The 17,891-nt window shown below is 60.5% G+C and carries 13 protein-coding genes and 1 pseudogene; 9 read left to right on the top strand and 5 right to left on the bottom strand.

Annotation, left to right across the window (positions count from 1 at the left end):
- The 3 genes from NP_RS04735 to NP_RS04745 all read left to right on the top strand — a co-directional run bounded on the left by NP_RS04735 (position 1) and on the right by NP_RS04745 (position 3,751).
- The gene (locus tag NP_RS04735) at positions 1 to 999 is read left to right on the top strand and encodes a TIGR04024 family LLM class F420-dependent oxidoreductase (protein ID WP_011322674.1); all 999 of its coding nucleotides are present in this window, start codon (positions 1 to 3) and stop codon (positions 997 to 999) included.
- Positions 1,000 to 1,145: 146 nt separating this feature from the next.
- Positions 1,146 to 2,840, top strand: coding sequence for a thiamine pyrophosphate-binding protein (locus NP_RS04740; RefSeq protein WP_011322675.1), 1,695 nt, complete (start codon positions 1,146 to 1,148; stop codon positions 2,838 to 2,840).
- Positions 2,841 to 2,893: 53 nt separating this feature from the next.
- Positions 2,894 to 3,751 carry a 3-hydroxyacyl-CoA dehydrogenase family protein gene (locus tag NP_RS04745; RefSeq protein ID WP_011322676.1) on the top strand — a complete coding sequence of 286 codons (858 nt, stop codon included), beginning with the start codon at positions 2,894 to 2,896 and terminating at the stop codon, positions 3,749 to 3,751.
- Positions 3,752 to 3,763: 12 nt separating this feature from the next.
- Here the strand turns inward: NP_RS04745 and NP_RS04750 are convergent, their stop codons facing one another.
- Positions 3,764 to 4,900 (bottom strand): nitric oxide synthase oxygenase, encoded by a 1,137-nt coding sequence (locus tag NP_RS04750; protein WP_011322677.1) that lies wholly within the window; start codon positions 4,898 to 4,900, stop codon positions 3,764 to 3,766.
- A 127-nt stretch (positions 4,901 to 5,027) separates the two neighbouring features.
- On the opposite strand from NP_RS04750, the gene tbsP reads away from it, so the two are divergent.
- Positions 5,028 to 5,840, top strand: coding sequence for a transcriptional regulator TbsP (gene tbsP / locus NP_RS04755; protein ID WP_011322678.1), 813 nt, complete (start codon positions 5,028 to 5,030; stop codon positions 5,838 to 5,840).
- Here the strand turns inward: tbsP and NP_RS04760 are convergent.
- Together NP_RS04760 and NP_RS04765 are read right to left on the bottom strand one after the other, a co-directional pair.
- Positions 5,837 to 8,878 (bottom strand): PAS domain-containing protein, encoded by a 3,042-nt coding sequence (locus tag NP_RS04760; protein WP_158303754.1) that lies wholly within the window; start codon positions 8,876 to 8,878, stop codon positions 5,837 to 5,839. The two genes, tbsP and NP_RS04760, sit on opposite strands and share 4 nt — an antisense overlap.
- 67 nt (positions 8,879 to 8,945) lie before the next feature.
- Positions 8,946 to 10,361: a PAS domain S-box protein gene (locus NP_RS04765; protein WP_049939493.1), complete on the bottom strand. Its 1,416-nt coding sequence runs from the start codon at positions 10,359 to 10,361 to the stop codon at positions 8,946 to 8,948.
- 415 nt (positions 10,362 to 10,776) lie between these two features.
- Here NP_RS04765 and aglG point away from each other — a divergent pair, with 415 nt between their 5' ends.
- Complete coding sequence (aglG, locus tag NP_RS04770; protein ID WP_011322681.1) at positions 10,777 to 11,703, top strand: glucosyl-dolichyl phosphate glucuronosyltransferase; 927 nt, start codon at positions 10,777 to 10,779, stop codon at positions 11,701 to 11,703.
- Between the two features lie 109 nt (positions 11,704 to 11,812).
- Here the strand turns inward: aglG and NP_RS04775 are convergent, their stop codons facing one another.
- Entirely contained in the window at positions 11,813 to 12,952 is a 1,140-nt protein-coding gene (locus tag NP_RS04775; RefSeq protein WP_011322682.1) for a metallophosphoesterase family protein, read from the bottom strand.
- 141 nt (positions 12,953 to 13,093) lie between these two features.
- Here NP_RS04775 and NP_RS04780 point away from each other — a divergent pair, with 141 nt between their 5' ends.
- The 4 genes and pseudogenes from NP_RS04780 to NP_RS15155 form a co-directional block, all read left to right on the top strand.
- Positions 13,094 to 14,341: a CDP-glycerol glycerophosphotransferase family protein gene (locus NP_RS04780; protein WP_011322683.1), complete on the top strand. Its 1,248-nt coding sequence runs from the start codon at positions 13,094 to 13,096 to the stop codon at positions 14,339 to 14,341.
- A gap of 68 nt (positions 14,342 to 14,409) precedes the next feature.
- On the top strand, positions 14,410 to 15,543 hold the full coding sequence (locus tag NP_RS04785; protein WP_011322684.1) for a glycosyltransferase family 4 protein: 1,134 nt from the start codon (positions 14,410 to 14,412) through the stop codon (positions 15,541 to 15,543).
- A gap of 82 nt (positions 15,544 to 15,625) precedes the next feature.
- Positions 15,626 to 16,114, top strand: a complete 489-nt coding sequence (locus tag NP_RS04790) for a hypothetical protein (RefSeq protein ID WP_011322685.1) — start codon at positions 15,626 to 15,628, stop codon at positions 16,112 to 16,114.
- 21 nt (positions 16,115 to 16,135) lie between these two features.
- Positions 16,136 to 16,606: pseudogene (locus NP_RS15155) on the top strand (hypothetical protein); the annotation flags it as partial.
- A 208-nt stretch (positions 16,607 to 16,814) separates the two neighbouring features.
- Here the strand turns inward: NP_RS15155 and NP_RS04795 are convergent.
- Positions 16,815 to 17,879, bottom strand: coding sequence for a glycosyltransferase family 4 protein (locus NP_RS04795; protein WP_011322687.1), 1,065 nt, complete (start codon positions 17,877 to 17,879; stop codon positions 16,815 to 16,817).
- Positions 17,880 to 17,891: the final 12 nt, after the last annotated feature.

The following is a 17,891-nucleotide window of genomic DNA, read 5'->3' on the forward strand; positions in this document are numbered from 1 at the left end:
ATGCCCCGAGATGTCTTCCTACCGGTCGCAGCACAGCCCAGCGTCGACGCGCTCGTCGAGCAAGCCCAGCTTGGCGAACAGCTCGGGTACGATACGGCGTGGCTTCCCGAGACGTGGGGGCGCGACGCTGTGACGACGCTTACGTGCATCGCACAGGGAACCGACGACATCGATATCGGGACCTCGATTATGCCCGTCTACTCGCGGTCGCCGGCGCTCATCGGTCAAAGCGCCGCGACGCTACAGGAGGTCTCCGACGGCCGGTTCCGGCTCGGGCTTGGCCCCTCCGGGCCGGTCGTCATCGAAAACTGGCACGGCGTCGACTTCGGGAACCCGCTTCGGCGAACCCGGGAGACCGTCGACGTTGTCAAGCAGGTGCTGGCCGGCGAGGAGGTCACCTACGACGGCGAGTACTTCGATTTGGAGGGCTTCCGGCTCCGCTGTGACCCGCCGGAGCCGACACCGCCTGTCGATGCTGCCGGGATGGGGCCGAAAGCCGTCGAACTTGCCGGCCGCTTCGCCGACGGCTGGCACGCCCTGCTGTTTACCCGCGATGGCATCCGCGACCGGCTGGAGGACTTCGACCGCGGCTCCGAGATGGGCGACCGGGACCGCGACGACCAGCGGGTGACGCTTTCGCTTACCTGCTGTGTCCTCGACGACGCCGAGGAGGCGAAATCGCTCGTCAAACAACACACCGCCTTCTACATCGGCGGTATGGGGACCTTCTACCGGGACAGCCTCGCCAGACAGGGCCACGAGGAGACGGCCCACGAAATATACGACCACTGGCAGGACGGCGACCAGGCGGCGGCGATGGACGCCCTCGACGATGACCTGCTCGAAGAAATCGCGGTCTGGGGCACGCCGGACACAGCACCCGACCACTTCGAGCGGTTCGCCGACATCGACGGCGTCGAGTCGGCATCGGTGTCGTTCCCCCGCGGCGCCGACCTCGACCAGATAGAGTCGACGATGCGGGCGCTCGCCCCCGAGTAGCCGCCGCGTCCTGTCGGCTTGCACGCTCTTCGGGCCGCGCCAGTGTCTGAGTAGCTACTGCAGTCTGTGGCTTTCCACCCGTACTCCGGCTGACTGCCACCCCGCTTGGGGCAACTATTTTGCTCTCCCGGACGGCACGGGAACACATGGCAGAATCCGACACCGGCGCGGAGCTTTTCGTCGACGCGCTCGAATCCTACGGCGTCGAGCACATCTTCGGTAACCCAGGGACAACCGAACTCCCCGTTCTCGATGCTATCTCCGAAAGCGACATCGAGTACATTCTCGGACTGCAGGAAGACATCGCTACCGGGATGGCGGCTGGCTACGCCTCAACTCGCCGCTACCACGCCGAAGACGACGCCGACATCTGTCCGGTCGGTGTCGTCAACCTCCACGTTACGCCCGGGCTGGCACACGGTCTCGGGAACGTCTTCGGTGCGATGTACAGCGGTGCGCCGGTCGTCGTCACTGCCGGCAACCACGAACTCGACTTCCGGCACGAAGAGCCCATTCTGACCGGCGACCTCGAAGCGATGGTCGAGCAGTTCTGCAAGTTCTCCGCGGAGGTAACGCACGTCGACTCGCTACCGATGCTGCTCCGTCGGGCAGTCAGGACGGCGCTGACGCCGCCGACCGGCCCCGTCTTTCTCGCGTTGCCCGCCGACGTGATGATGGCCGAGACCGACGCCGACCCGGAGCCGCTGGGGCCGATTCCGGACGCCGGTGGCGGCGACCCGAATCAGATTGCTACTGCGGCCGACTACTTTGTCGAGGCCGACCAGCCCGTGTTGGTCCTCGGCGACCACGTCGCCCGCGCCGGCCGCGATGCCGTCGAAGCGGCCGTCGAACTCGCGGAGGCGACGGGCGCGCGCGTCCACGGCGAAATCCTCGCTAGCGAAATCAACTTCCCGACCGACCACGACCAGTGGGTGTCGTTTATCGGTCCCGACGAGTCCATCGCCTCGATGCTGATGGACACCGATACGCTCGGCTTGGTCGGCTGCTCGACGAACACGACGCTGTTGCGTCATGAGTCGCCCCTTATCGACGCCGATACGACGACCGTACAGGTCTCCAGCGACCCCGACGAGGTCGGCAAAAACCATCCCGCCGATGCCGCCGTCATCGGCGACCCTGGCCGTATTATGCGCGCCATCGCCGAACGGGTCGACAAGCGTCTTGACGACGACGAGCAGGCCGCCCGCATCGACCACGTCGAAACGATGAAGGCGAGTCTCGAACCGACGATGCAGAGCCTCGGTGAGGACGAAACGCCCCCCGGCGACACGCGGTCGTCGAAGGCGGAACTCGTCGATACGATGGCCGCCGTCGAGGAGGACGTCTTCATCGTCGACGAGGGCGTCACCTCCAAGTTCGCATTGCTGACACGGTTCCCGCTGGACGTACAGGGGTATCTCTCGAACAAGGGCGGCGGCCTCGGCTACGGGCTGCCGGCCGCCGTCGGGGCGGCGCTGGCGGAATCGCTTCGAGATGACCCCCAAGAAGTCGTCGGCTACATCGGCGACGGCTCCTATCTCTACTACCCGAACAGCATCTATTCGGCGACCCGATACGACCTCGACCTGACCGTTGTGGTTCCAGACAACCGCAACTACCGCATTCTCAAGGACAACACGGTCGCGATGATGGGCGGCGACGAATCCGACTACGACTTCGTGGGGATGGATTTCGACCCGCACGTTGACATTCCGAAAAACGCTGAAAGCCACGGAGCACGCGGCCATCTCGCTGAAACGCCCGAGGAATTCGAGGACATCTACGCCGAGGCGCTGGACAGTTCGGGGACTGACGTTATCGACGTTCTCGTCCACGACTGACCGCACGGTGACCTGCGGTACGCTTAGGTTTCTGCCGGCCGCAGGCCCACGATATGCTCACCACTGATTCGCTTGACCGCGTCGGCGTCGTCGGTGCAGGAACGATGGGCAGCGGTATCGCACAGGTCGCGGCGGCGGCGGGCTACGATGTCGTGATGCGCGATATCGAACAGGAGTACGTCGACAGCGGCTTCGAGACGATAGCAGACAGCCTCGACCGGAAGGTAAAGAGCGGCGACTACACGGAGAAAGAAGCCGAGGCGATACGCGACCGTATCGAAGGAACCACCGCGCTTGGCGATCTGGCTGATTGTGGCCTCGTCATTGAGGCGGCCGTCGAAGACATCGATGTCAAAAAAGATGTTTTCGCCGACCTCGACGGGCTCGTTGACGACGCTGTCCTCGCGACCAACACGAGCACGCTGTCGATTACCACCATCGCCAGCGCGACGACCAGCCCCGAGCGGGTCGTCGGTCTCCACTTCATGAATCCGGTGCCGGTGATGAAGGGCGTCGAAATCGTCGTTGGCGAGAAGACGAGGCCCGGCATCGTCGACTTCGCCCACGAGTTTGCCGCAGAACTCGGCAAGGAGACGTGGGAGTCAGACGATAAGCCGGGCTTTGTCACCAACCGAATTTTGATGCCGTGGCTCAACGAGGGGATTCGAGCCTTTGACGAAGGCGTCGCCTCCAAGGAAGACATCGATGCGGGCATGAAACTCGGCACGAACGTTCCGATGGGACCGCTTGAGCTCGCAGACCACATCGGCCTCGATGTCTGTCTGCACGCCTCCGAGACGCTCTATGAGGAACTTGGCGACCGGTACAAGCCGGCCTACCTGCTCAAGCGGAAAGTCGAAGCCGGTGACCTCGGCAAAAAGACCGGGGAAGGGTTCTACGACTACGATTGAACCGGCAATTTGTCAGCGGCCGAGCGATTCCCGCCGCTCGCTGAGCGGTTCGGGTGCGGCCTGATAGAAGAAATTCGGCTTCTCGATGCGGTCATCGTAGTCGTTGGAGAAGACGTGTGTCGTCGCCGAACTCATCGGCGGCAGCAGCCACGAACGGTCGCCCGTTACCTCTCGGTCGGCCTCGGCCTCGTTCTGTTCGAACTGCTCGAACTGGTCGGTCACGGTGTGGTGGTCGACGATTGTGACGCCCGCTTCCTCGTAGGAATGGAGCACAGCACGGTTCAGCTCGACGAGCGCCTCGTCTTTCCACAGCGAGCGGTTGTCGTCAGTATCGAGGCCGAGCCGCTCGGCGACGGTGGGCAACATGTCGTAGCGGTCCTCGTCGGCGAGGTTCCGTGCGCCGATTTCCGTCGACACGTACCAACCGCTGAACGGCGCGGCGGTGTAGTGGATGCCGCCGAGTTCGAGTCGCATGTTCGACACGACCGGGACGTCGTACCACCGTAGCCCGAGGTCCTCGAACCACTCGTAGTCGGGGTGTCGAAGCGGCACCTCGCCGACAGCCGAGTCCGGGACCTCGAAGATGGCCGGCTCGTCGTCGCCCATCTGGATGACGTGCGGGAGGATGTCGAAGTCCGTGCCATCGCCCTCCCAGCCTCTCGACTGGCAGTAGTCTGTCAGCTCGATTTCGTCGGGGTCACCGACGATGCCATCGTCAGTCCGGTAGCCCGCATACCGCAGCAGTTCGTAGTTCCAGATGCGGACCTGTCGGTCACCATCGACCATCGGCTTGAAGACCGTAATCAGCGGCTTGATATCGCCGCCATTGCGGGCCTTCTCGAGGTGGCGACAGCATGCTTCGTGGACCGCTTCGGCGGTTTCACAGTCACGCTCGTCGGCGACGTTGAGCTGCTGCCAAAAGAGCCGACCGATACAACGATTGCTGTTCCGCCAGGCCATCTTCGCGCCGTGTTCGAGCTCCTCGGGCGTATGCTCGTAGTGGTTTCGGCGCTCGATTTCAGCCTCGATTTCGGCGAGCCGGTCGTCGATTTCCGACTCCCGCCCGAGTTCGGTGTAACACTGCTCGATGAACGATTTCGCTTCCGCGAAGCGTTCTTCGCGGCTGTACTCCTGCGGCGGCTCGTGCATACACGAGATAGTTACGCCGACGGTATAGATTCCGCGGAGTTCCCCCGCAATCGCCGGCTTCTGCGGCGCTTTGGTCTGGGACACTTCGTAACCATTAAACAATATTCAACTCAACAAAGAATCAATAATGGAAACAGCACAGCTTGAGTCGGGGGTCGTCGGTGTCGTCGAAACCGCTTTCACTGATGGGACAGACAGTCTCGTCGTCGTTGACCCATCGGAGGAGACGCTTGCCGCGCTCGTGTCGGCATCGTTCGACCGAACACTACCGACGCTGCTCGTACTGGCCGAAGAACGCACGCTCAAGGACGCAATGGGGGATTTTGTCGTCGCTTCGAAGGCCGCTGCACTCGTCGAGGAGGGGGACCTATCGCTACGTGTGCTTTCGGAGCCGGCCGACAACTCCGTGTTCGCCGCCGAGGACCAAATTGTCGCGCCGGTCCCGACGGGTGACGGAGTCGCAGCGCTCAGCACCGACGATGGGGTCGTCGTCGACGACGTCTATGAGAGCTACCACGACCGGTTTGAGACGGCGCTCGATTACGACCTTCGGACACCGTCGATAACTCGTGTCCGGGAAACGCTGGAGGAGGCACTCGACGAACAGACCAGAGCGGACTTCGACGCGGTGCTTGAGGCCGTTCCCGAGGTTCGGAGCCGAGGCGACAGCCTCGATGAGGTTTCGATTCTCCTCTTGCTCACCGCCAAGAACGGCAATCTGCTGTACGATATCTCCAAGTGGGGCGAGGATGTCGGCGTCGCCTCGAAGGCGACCTTCTCGCGGACGAAGACCGACCTCGAGGACGCCGGTCTGCTCGATACGGAGAAGGTCCCGATCGATGTCGGCCGTCCACGGCTGCGGCTCAAACTCGGCGACAACCGGCTTCAAGGCCGGGACGCCGTCGACCTCGTCGAGACCGCGGCTGACATCCTCAACTAGTCCTCTCTTGCGTTCGACGGGAGCCTGAGCACGACCCGGGTGCCGCCGAGGTCGCTCGTTCCGAAGTCGAGTTCGCCGCCGTATGCCTCGATGACCCATCTAGCGACCCACAGGCCGATCCCGGTCGTGTGTTCCAACTGCGTAATCTCGCGCTCGCCGGTGATTATTTTCCGTGCCGTTTCGGGGATACCGGGGCCGTCGTCGTCGATCCACAGCTCCGTAACCGCCGTATCGTCGGTCTCTCCGACGGTCACCCGAACGCTCGGCTCGTCGCCGTTGTGTACGATGGCGTTCTCGATGACGTGTTCGAGAACGGTCTCGAACCGGGAGTCGACCACGGCTGTCTCCGCTGGTGGAACCGACCGGTCGATGGTCGCCGACGGATACCGCGCCTTGAGTTGTTCGCTGACGCGTTCGACGAACGGGGCGAGTGCAGCTTCCTCCAGCCCCGGGCCCACGTTCCGGCCGACGACGTTTCGGAGCTCGTTTGCGTCCGCCGCAAGCGACACGAGCTCGTCGGCCGTCTCGAAGATGCGCTCCGCGTAGTCGACGTGTTCCGGGTCGTCGAGCTCGGCGGCCAACAGCTCCGCAAAGCCGCGAACGACGTTGAGGTCGTTTCTGAGGTTGTGTCTGAGGATGCGGTTCGTGACACGGAGATACCGCTCGCGCTCGTTTTGTTCGGTGATGTCGGTGTAGATACCGAACACGTGGTCGGTCTCGCCGGTCTGGTAGACGAAGCCACGGAAGAGGAACTGCCGGGGGCCGGAGACGGTTCGGCGTCGTATCTCTCGGGTCGCAACACCGTCGCTTTTGAGCATCTCCCGAAGCTCGTCGGCGGTTTCGGCGCGGCTTTCCGGGACGATAACGTCGCCGGCCTTCTGTCCCACTACCGAGGACGATTCGTATCCAAAGACGGACTCGAACGCCGAGTTGACGCCTTCAATGCGGACCTCTTCATCGTCGATGGTAGCCTCGACGACAGGGTCGGGTATCCGCTCGAAGAGTTCTGCAAACCGGTCTCGCTCGGTCGATAGCTCTGCCTTCGTCGCGGCTAGCTCCCGAATGTCGTCGACTGAGGCGACGACTCCGCCGTTCTCAAGCGGTGCGACCGTCACTTCCGCAAGCCGAGGGTCGCCCCCTGCGGTGTGTGCGGTCGCCTCGATTGTTCGTTGTCCGTCTGTCGCCGCCTCTCCGGTTGGCTTGGCGTCAGGGAACACCGACGTAACCGACTCACCGACCAAGTCCTCACGGTCATAGCCGAGCCACTCGGCCAGCGGCGCCGTGAGGTACGTAATCCTCCCGTCGGCGTCGGCGAGGTATATCATGTCCTCGGTACTTTCCAACACCGTCTCGTATGTTTTCAGCGTCGACAGCCGCGCTGCCCGGTCGAGAGCGGCCGCTGCGGTTGTCGCCAACAGCTCTACGACGGATTCATCCGAGCCGTCGAACGCCCCGGGCGTCTCGGAGCCAACGCTGAGAACGCCGTGGTCGCCCATCGGAACTGCGATGGCAGACCGGACCGACCCATAATCGTAGGCGTCGATGCGCTCGATGTCGTCGTAGGTCTTCGGCTCCCCGCTCTCAAACACCGACCCGATGAGCCCTTCACCGACCTCGTACGTCGGCGGTTCGCCGACCAGCTCGAAGACGGCCGTTGACGCTGCCGCCGATTGGAGTGTCCCTGTCCCATCATCATAGAGGTGGACGCCGCTGATGTCGATATCGAGGATGTCTTCGGTGGCGTCGACGACCGTTTCGGCGATAGCTTCCTGTGACTCGGTGCGAAAGAGCGCTCGGCTCGTCTCCAAGAGCCCTCGAAGAACCTGTTCGCGGCGCTTCTGTTTCGTGATATCCCGGAAGAACACGGAGAGGCCGTCCTCGGAGGGGTATGCGTTGACCTCCGTCCACAGGTCCAGCGGCTCGTAGTAATCCTCGAAAGTGACCGGTTCCTGTGTCTCCATCGCCCGACGGTATTCGTGCTCGTATTGTTGGCCGAGCGCCTCGGAAAACTCCTCCCAGACGTTCTTGCCGACAAGCTCGTCGGCCTCGCGGTCGAGCAGCGTCTCCGCCTGTCCATTGAGATACGTGAAGCTCCAGTTCTCGTCGAGCGCAAAGACGGCGTCGCTGATACGGTCGAAGGTCCGCTCTAACCGCGTTGTCGTCTCCTGTAGCTCGTTCCAGTAGGTCCGACGCTCGAACTCCTGGCTCACCCACTCGACGGCCACTTCGACAAACGTCTGTTCGGCGTCAGAAAATTCCGTGCTACGTGGCTCCCCGTCGGCGAAACAGAGCGTTCCCTCGATATCGCCATCGACAACGACCGGCCCGCCGAGGTACGTTCCGAAATCAATGTCGTCTCGGATGAGTGTGTCTTCCCACGGTGTCCCCTCGACACCGACGGCGAAGCCTGAGACGTCCCCGCTGTCGACGACCCGGCGACAGTAGGTCGTCTCCAACGGCACCGACTCCGAGAGCAGATGGTCGGTTCCGGCGGCTTCGAGCAGCGCCTCCAGTCCACGGCTCTGTGTGAACGAAAACCGGTCCCCGTCGATTTCGGAGAGGTAGCCAATACCGAGCCCCAGCCGTTCACAGCCGAGTTCAAGCACATCGCCGACCTTCTCCTCGAAACTCCGAGACCGGTCGGCAATGATTCCCGCGAGTCGTTCGAGTGCCACCGCCTGCTCGCGGAGTTCGATGTTGGCTGGCCGCGCGTCGCCTTCGGATACCGCCCTGACACGGTCAGCGACCGTCTCGCCGTCCGTTTCGAGCCGCTCTTGGGAGACATACTCGTCTGCGCCCGCGCGGCCGACATCGATAGCGAGGTCGCCGTCAGTTGCCTCGCTGACAACGAGTATCGGCACCGTCGCGTCCGCGTTTCGGACTCGCTCGACGGCCTCGGCGGCCCACTCTGTCGGACCGCTGCCGACCGAACAGACGACACACCGCACGGCTTCGCCCCCAGTAAGGACCGAGACGGCCTCGCTCGGCGTCTCAGCGACCCGCGTGCCTGCCGGGAGTGGCACATCGGTGGTTCCCACGCATAGCACCGGAGAATCCATCGGTATACATTTTCGCTGGGACCCCCGATAAAGTTGCTGGCGAGTCTTAGGATTCTATCGTCGGGAGTTCAACGACGAAGACCGACCCCCGAGGGTCGTTGTCTTCGACCCGAATACTCCCGTCATAGCGGTTGACGAGCGTCTCGACGAGGTACAGCCCCAACCCGGTCCCGTCGCTGTCGAGGCCGCGCTCGTTGCGCTCGAAGATGGCCTCTTTCCGGTTGTCCGGAATGCCCGGTCCGTCGTCGGCAACCCGAACAACCGCCTGTTCGCCAGCGACGGTTACTGACACCGTTACTGTCGGTGGCTCGGTGTCGTTGTGCTCGATGGCATTCGTCAGGAGATTTCGGACGACCGACGCCAGCATGTCGTCAGCCAGAACGGTCACCGACGGTACCGGACCGTCAGTAGTTACGACGGCACGCTCGTAGTTCGACCGGACCTCCGCAAGCTGGTCTTCGATAACTCGGCCGAGATCAACTGGAGCGCGGTCAGCATCGCTCCGTAGCACGACCGCCGCGACATCACGGGCTGTTCGGGTTAGTTCGACAGCGCTGGTGGCGTTTTCGACGACTGTCTCGAGGTGTTCCTGCCCCGCCTCGTCGACGTGGTCTTCGAGGATTTCTGCATAGGCGGTCACAAGCTGGAGGTCGTTGCGGATGTCGTGCCGCACGACCTGATTCAGCAGTTCGAGGTTGTCACGCTGCGTTTCCAGCCGCTCCTCCGAAGCCAGCCGAGCCGTGATGTCGCGTGCGTATCCGAGCACCGCTTTCTCGCCTGTCCCGGCGACGGTGTAGGGAATCTTCGTCAACTGTACGGTCATGTCCGCGCCGTCATCCCGTGGAAGTTCGACGGCCGCCCGCTCCAGTCGGTCCCCCGACTCCAGCACTGACTCGTCGCTGTCGTGCAGCCGGTCGACAAGCGCCGGACGGCCAAGCGCTGCCGGCGTCTCCCCGACCATCGCCTGTGGCGTCGTTCCGAACAGCGTCGCCATCGCTTCGTTGACGAGGACGTACTCGCCGTCGCCGTCGATTGCGAACACCGGGTCCGGAACGAGGTCGATGACCTGCCGAAGTTGCGCTCTGGCCTGCTCTGTCGCTGCCTCCTCGCGCTTCCGCTGGCTGATGTCGCGGTGCAGCACCAGCGACGCCGGCTCCCCCTCGTAATCGATGCGTGTCGCCGAAAGCTCGACCGGAAGCCGCTCTCCGCCGGCTGTCTCAAGCTCGACTTCGTACTGGCTCGGTGCGGGCTCGCCAGCGACCCGCGCGTGGTGGTGGGCCTCGACGGTCTGTTTGTACTCCGGGGCGACGATGTCTGCCTTCGACGTGCCGAGAATCTCCGCCTCGTCGTAGCCCGTCATTTCGCAAAGCCGTTCGTTGACGAATACGACCGTCCCGTCCTGCACGACCCGAATGCCGTCGTTGCTCTCCTCGACGACCTGCCGATATAACCTCTCGTTCACGGGCGATGATGGGGCGGCCCCGGGTTAAAAGTTAATAATAATTCATTAAGGTTTCGTGTAACTTCGACGTCGGTTACCGTTTGGTGGCGGCGATGTCGCTGCGAATGTAGTCCGAAAAAGCGTATACGCACTTACGTAGCGCATTATTGGTTTCAGCAATTTTGAGGCGGAGTCCCCGTCGCATCTGCGACGCGTGGCTCTCGTCATACCGAGGTGTCTCCGAAGACAAATTCACGCCGTATTCTAAGCCGTTCCACTTCAGCGGCAAATCCTAAACACCTGTTCAAGAAGCTCTCAAAAAATCGTCCGAATCGTTCCCTGATCACTAACACCGTGCTTTCACATGAGCGAACATGACAACATCTAACGATGGCTATCGAATAGCTTATTCGACCCGCTTGAATATGGCATTCTGATGGATGTATCGGTAGTCGTCTGTGTCTATTCGATGGATCGCTTCGAGTCGTTCGTCGAGGCGGTCGAAAGCGTCCTCGCACAGACGTACGATCCGATCGAGGCGATACTGGTCGTCGACGGCAACCAGGCGGTGTACGAACGCGTCGCAGACCGGTTCGGCGATCGGGACGACGTGGTGGTCCACTGCAACGAGGAAAACAGGGGTGTGTCAGTGAGTCGGACCCATGGAGCAGAGTTGGCGAGCGGGGACGTTGTCGCGTTCATCGACGACGATGCGGTGGCCGAACCAGACTGGATCGAACACCTCGTTGAGGCCTATGAGAAGCACGACGCGGTCGCGGTCGGTGGACGCATGACCGGAGAGTGGCTCGCCGGCCGACCGTCGTTCCTGCCCGACGAGTTCGACTGGCTGGTCGGCGTCACCCATCGCGGATTCGCCGACGGGAGAACCGAGGTTCGAAACACGTTCGAGTCGAACATCTCGTTTCGGCGGGAGGTGTTTTTGGATCTCGGCGGGTTCGATCCCGAACTGGGGCCGACCGGGGAGGAGTACCGGCACTCCGAAGGTGCCGAGATCGGGGCTCGGCTCGAAGCAGAATACGATCGCGGCGTCATGTACATTCCGGAGGCCATCGTGCGCCACAAGGTGTTCGAACACCGGACGCGGCTGTCGTGGCTTTGTCGTCGGGCGTTCGAACAGGGCGTCTCGAAGCGGGCGATGAAACGCCGGACCGATGGCTCCTCGGCCGAAGAGTTCGGGTTCCTCCGATCGCTGTTCCTCGAGCATCTCCCCCGCCGGCTCCGAGAGCTGATCGACGAGCCGTCCGTGGCGGGAGTCGCCCAGATCGTGATGCTATTCGTCTTCACTGGTCTGGTTGGAGTCGGGTACCTCTTCGAGAGCGCTTGGGGGATCGTCAGTCGATAGGCGGCTACTAGGTGTGGCACAGAAATTTTACAGAGACACTACAGGGCTTAGAACCGTATTCTAAATGAAGTGCAACCCTGCAGATGTCGCTTTGCTCGGTTCAAAATGACTACTCCGTCGTTTCGATGACATCCACGACACGGAACCCGCGCTGTACGTGTGGCCGTTCGTCTCCTATCAATGGACAGTAGCAAACAGTGCGGTCGTTGTTGCTATTGAGTTGTTGTACCTCGTTCTTACCGTGTCGGTGCGCAAAAAACGTCGCGGTAACTGGATCCCGAGCCAACTGTGCGCGGACCGCATCCGGATCACCAGAACCGCCCTCGGCAGAGGTTTGTGGGATATGCATCAGGACGAAGACGCCAGCCTTGTCAGCGAACGCGTCGATCTGTGATCGAAGGAAATCCACGTCGGCTCCAGGACGCCCGCCTGGATCGCCGGGTTCAGCCGTGTCGCAAATAATAAACACATACTCGCCCAGTTCGACGGTGTAATCTTTGGGGATGTCATAGACTGCTTCCCACTCTTCGCCAGGGAGGAGATCATGGTTGCCCATAACGGGATACCACTCAATCGGATCCGGAAGCTCCGAAAAGAACTCTTCAATAACTGTGAAATGATCTTCTGGGTCGTTATGAATGATATCGCCGTTGTGGAACAACAGATCGATTTCGCGTTCGTCATGGACCGCTTCTATCTCGTCTTTGGCCCGCTCAATGGCCTCAACCCAGCCCTGTGGGCCGTAGTCTCCCTGGTAATTGTGTCCCCAGTGGCTATCTGATACGACGACAAACCGATATTTGACGTCCGCCATCGAAACAGACTGTCGATCGTAAATCGAGTTGAACGCGGTTCCGTTGATAATTGAGCCGTCGATTCCACGTTGCCGGGTCTCGATGAGATCTGGGTTTTCCTGTAATAGTGTCGGCTCTTGCTGTAGGTACCAGTTGAGGCCGTATATGCCGCCGAGACCAACCGTCGATACGGCACCGGCACGCAACAGACCACGCCGAGTGATGCGGTTTCGAACGTCAGTTGAACTAACCCTCCGACCAGCGGATGAGTTTTTGATACGGAGCGACAGACGCGACAATGGGCCCCGATCTGGGGTTTTTTCCGGACAGAACGTTCTGACCCGTTTTTTATCAATTCGACTCAGTTGCTCCCACTCGTGTTCTTCAACGAGATGGACAGCAAAGGACTCTTTCGAATCAAAATATTCTGAACAATATGGACATTCAATTGGCATATATAAAGCAGTTCGCCTTCGGACATAAAATTCACGTTAGCTTCCGAATCGAGGTCGACAGCTATTAGCCGGCGGCCCCACCAGTCGTGGACACGAACTGTCGATGCAAGGAACCGAGCCGATTTCGATGGTCCGTTATTTATGATACTGTTTTCAGCGCTCACGATCGCGATCGTCTCGGTCGCGAGCACGATCGCCTCGGTTCGGAACGCCTTCGCACCGATCCGGAAGGTCCTCGCGCTGCTCGCCACACCGATCGTCTTCCTAGTGTCGTATCTTGTCCCGCGGGACGACTCGCTGTGGCTGTTCATGGCCGGCCAGGGAGATCGGTTCGCGGACAACTCGAAGTATCTGTTTCTCTACTGTGACTGCCAGCCAGACGTCCGGAACGTCTGGATCGGCACCGACGAGCGGATCGTCGCGGAGTTGCGCGAGCACGGCTACGAGGCGTATACGAGACACAGTCTCGCCGGGCGGTGGCGGCTGCTACGGGCGGGCTACTGGTTCGAGACCCACGGCCCAATCGCGCCGGCGTACGCGGGTCGGGCGCGGCTAATACACCTGACCCACGGCAACTACCTCAAAGTGATGCTGGAGGACCACACCAGGGACTGGCCCTGGATCGTCCAGGTGCTCGTCGAGTTCTTCTTCGAGCGTCGCCGCCGGTACGTCGTCACGGGCAGCGGGCCGCCCCTGAAGAATATGCAGAGCATGCGCGGTGCGCCCGCAGATCGAGCCCTCATGACGGGGCTGCCCCGGAACGACGCGCTGTTCGACGCGTTCCAAGACGAGGAATTGGGGCTGGAGGAGTCCGCACTAGCGGCGGTCCGCGATCGGGCCGCCGAGGGGCCGGTGCTGCTGTACGCCCCGACGTATCGCGAGGGGTACGGCGAGCGGAACGGCGTCCCACTGTCGGAGCTCGATCTCGGACTGGAGCGGCTCGATTCGGTGCTCCGGTCCCACGACGCGACGCTGTATATCTCCCATCACCCGGCGACGACGTTCGATCGGGATCTCGAAGGGCTCGATCGAGTGACTGTCCTCGAATCGGGCGGGGATCTCTATCCGTTCCTGCGGGAGTGTGACGTGCTCGTGACCGACTACTCGGGCATCTTTTACGACTTCCTGCTGCTCGATCGGCCGATGGTCTTCTTCGCCCCGGACCTGGAGGTGTATCTCGAGGATCGAGATCTGTATTTCGACTACGAGGACCACGTGCCGGGGACGATCGCGACGACGCCCGAGGCCTTTGTCGAGTCCGTGCGGGCGATCCTGGAGGGGGCCGACGAGCACGGTGACGATCGGGCCGCTGTGCGGGAGGCGTTCTACGACGATCCGGACGGCGAGGCCTGCGAGCGTGTCTATCATACTGTCAGGGACGAGGCGTGAGAAGACAGGCGACTCGTGGTGAACTCGATAGCGGTACGTATTTCCACCGGACCGACCAACCGGAGATCATGTCGGAGCCCGACGACGTCTGTGTCGTCACCCACCCGATCGGGTCCGCCTCCGAGAGTCACGCGGAGACGTTGCTCGACATCCTCGGGGCGATCACGGACGTTTCGCTGGTCGCCATCTCTGTCGCTGAGGAGTCCCCGCTCCGCGAGGAGTACGACACGATCGAGGTCTCGAGGGTCGGCACCGGCGGGCCGATCCCGATCGCCGCCCTGCGGTTTCTGGCGAATCAGGTCCGGATGGCGATGATCCTCCGAAGGCGGCCGGAAGAGGTCGTGCTCTTCTTCGGGGTGACCGCCTATCTGCTCCCGATCGTGGCCGCGAAACTCGCCGGAAAGACGGTCGTACTCCAGCCGCGGGGGAACGTCCCGCTGACCCTCCGCCTTCACTGGGAGCGACGGCTGCCGGACGTGCTGGCCCGCGGGCTGGCTGGCGTGGTGTGGTCCATGGAGCGGCTGGGATATCACGCCGCGGATGCGATCATTACCTACACGCCCTCGATGGCCGAGGAGCTGGGGCTCGATCGGTTCGAGGAGAAGCTGTACCCGAACGGGGCGCGGTACGTGGATACGGATGAATTTTACCCGCGAGTCCCGTTCGAAGAGCGCGATCGCGTGGTCGGGTTTCTGGGCCGGCTCGACGAGGAGAAGAACGTTCGAACGCTGGCGGCGGTGGCGAAGGAGTTGCCCGAGGACGTGACGTTTCGGTTTATCGGTGATGGCGATCTGCGGGAGGAACTGGAGGAAGAGCTTGCCGCGGAGATCGAGGCGGGAAAGGTGGAGTTTACCGGGTGGGTCGATCACGACGAGGTGCCCCGGCAGTTGAGCGAATTGCGGTTGCTCGTGTTGCCTTCGGAGCCGACCGAGGGGCTGCCGACGGTGATTCTGGAAGCAATGGCTTGTGGGACACCCGTGCTTGCGACACCTGTTTCGGGAGTGCCGGACGTGGTTCGGCAGGGCGAAACCAGTTTTCTGATGGACGAGGTTGCAGGCGAGGCAATTGCACGGGACATCGAGGGAATTCTCGACCGCGATGACCTGACGGAGCTGAGTCAGTATGCTCGGGAACACATCAAAGCCGAGTACAGCTTCGACGCTGCCGTCCGGCGGTGGCGGAGGGTACTCGAAGCATTATAAATGATAGCAGATAGAGCACGAGCGATGACAAAAGTCATAGCCATGGATCGGGAACTGTTGACAACCGAACTGTCGAGACACGATGACAACCAATCAAAATAAACAGGAGCGGGCGACGTATATCCAGTCGGTTGTAAAGGAGGAGTTCGACAGAGACGTTACCGTTCGTCCAGTCACGCGCTCCCTCTATGAGGTGACTGTCGGCGACGATTCGATACGGTATGCGAAATGGTGGGACCGGAAATTCGACGAACTCATGCGATTGACCGAACTCGATACTGACATCGGGATGCCCAAGAGTCGGGTGTTCGAGGGCGACGTATACATTCAACTCATGGAGCCTGCACCCGGGCGACCGCTCTCTCATCAGCTTGTCCTTCGCTGTGTCCCCGGTCTCTGGTGGCATTCGCGGGACCAGGTCGAAGCGGCAGTGACACAGGTTGGAAGATACATTGGTCGCCTCCATCAAGAGACATCGAACGAATCGACAGAAATCGATATATCTAACCTTCATATTGATAAATACGACGCAGTGTCTGATGGATCTATTCACCCGCGGTTGGAACAATAACTTGACAGCGAACTAGTCGAAGAAATATGGTCAAGGGTTGAACGGTACGACGACTCACAACAAATCTCATCCCTCATTCATGGCGATTTAATGTTATATCATGCTTATACTGACTTCAGCAGCGTCTCGCTTATTGATTTTGACGGGGTTGCAACCGGACATCCCCTTGAAGACGTTGCGATATTTAAATCAGCGTTGGAACTGATTATACAGCGACTACCATATACAGGTTGGACACAATATCAAAAACTCTGTGATGCGTTCGATGAGGGTTATCTCAAGACGGCCCCGTCCGAGACCAATTCCAGAAAGCTTGAAGAATTTCTCCATACGATACATCATCTCACCATTCTTCTATATTATTTTGAAAGGCTTCCAAAGAAATTGGAGAGTCAGTGCGAGTATGCCAAATCGTCACGTTTGAAGCTCTCTGCACTATCAATTATCGATACGTGGCTTCTAAAACGCTCTCTCAAACGTCTGCTTTTGTAGCTGAAATTCCCCATACAACCACTCACGTGTGTCGTGGTAAAACTCCATACTCAACGGCGAATGATATTATTCGATGTTTTCATTTGACCGCCGTTCACTCAAGATGGGTCCCCATCATGAACCGTGACAACGAATTTGCAAAAGGCAATCTTCCGCGTTCATAACACGCAATTAGAAGCTATTCGGATGTTGCGGCAACCCTATCTGTTTATGTAACACGCTCGTAGTGGGTTTTGAGTTCAGAACAGAGTGCCTCCCAAGAGTGGTAATCGGCGACGAATCTTCGCGCATTTTCGCCTAGATTGGCCCTATGCTGGTCGTCGGCAAGAAGTCGTTCGATCTTCGCGGACAACGCCTGCGAATCACGCATAGGGACGAGATACCCATTATATCCAGTGTCGATCAGCGACGGAAGACCACCACTGTCCGTCGCAACGACCGGTAGACCCCACGACATTGCCTCGAGCACAACGTTCGGCATTCCTTCACCCTCAGTCGACGCGAGGGCAAACACACCTGCTGACCTGTAGTATCGACCGACATCGTCGGGGTCGACTTCGCCCTCAAACGTGACATCAGCACCGGCCTCGGCGGCGCGTCGTTCGAGCCGGTCGCGCTCGGATCCGTCACCGACGATAGTGAGCGACGCGTTGATCTCCGCGACAGCGTCGATGAGATACTCGATACCTTTCTTCGGTGCGAGTCGACCGACGTAGAGGACTCCTTCTCCTGATGCTGTTTCGTCAGGAATGGATACAGCGTTACCAAGTATGTCGATATTGCACTCAATATCATCGAAGTCGGCGACTACATCGTCTCGGATCTTTCCGGACTGCGCGAGAACAAGTGTGTCATCGAGAACTCGACGCATCATCCAACGTTTCCACCAGACGTCGTTCATGAAATAGTAGTCCCCACCGCGGACCCATGCAAAGTACGGAAGGCCGGTAAGGCGGTTGAGAACGTATCCAAGGAAGCCGACTGGGTAAAGCATCATACACTGGAGGACGTCGAACTCGTTACGACGACGGATGAGAGCCAACATCGCAAACACGAGAAAAGTGAGATCACTCACGAACGGATTCACCCGCCAGTTTTGGATACGTACCACCTCGTATGGGACATCACTGTCATCATGGTCACCGAAGCGTTTCGTGAAAACTGTCACGTCGTGACCTTGATGGTGTAGCTCGGTTGCCATACGTTTCGTCTGGGTCTCCATGCCTCCGATGACGTCTGGCGGGAATGTTTTGAGAATGATGGCGACACGCATTTTTCGATAGTT

The organism is Natronomonas pharaonis DSM 2160, from assembly GCF_000026045.1.
Lineage (GTDB): Archaea > Halobacteriota > Halobacteria > Halobacteriales > Haloarculaceae > Natronomonas > Natronomonas pharaonis.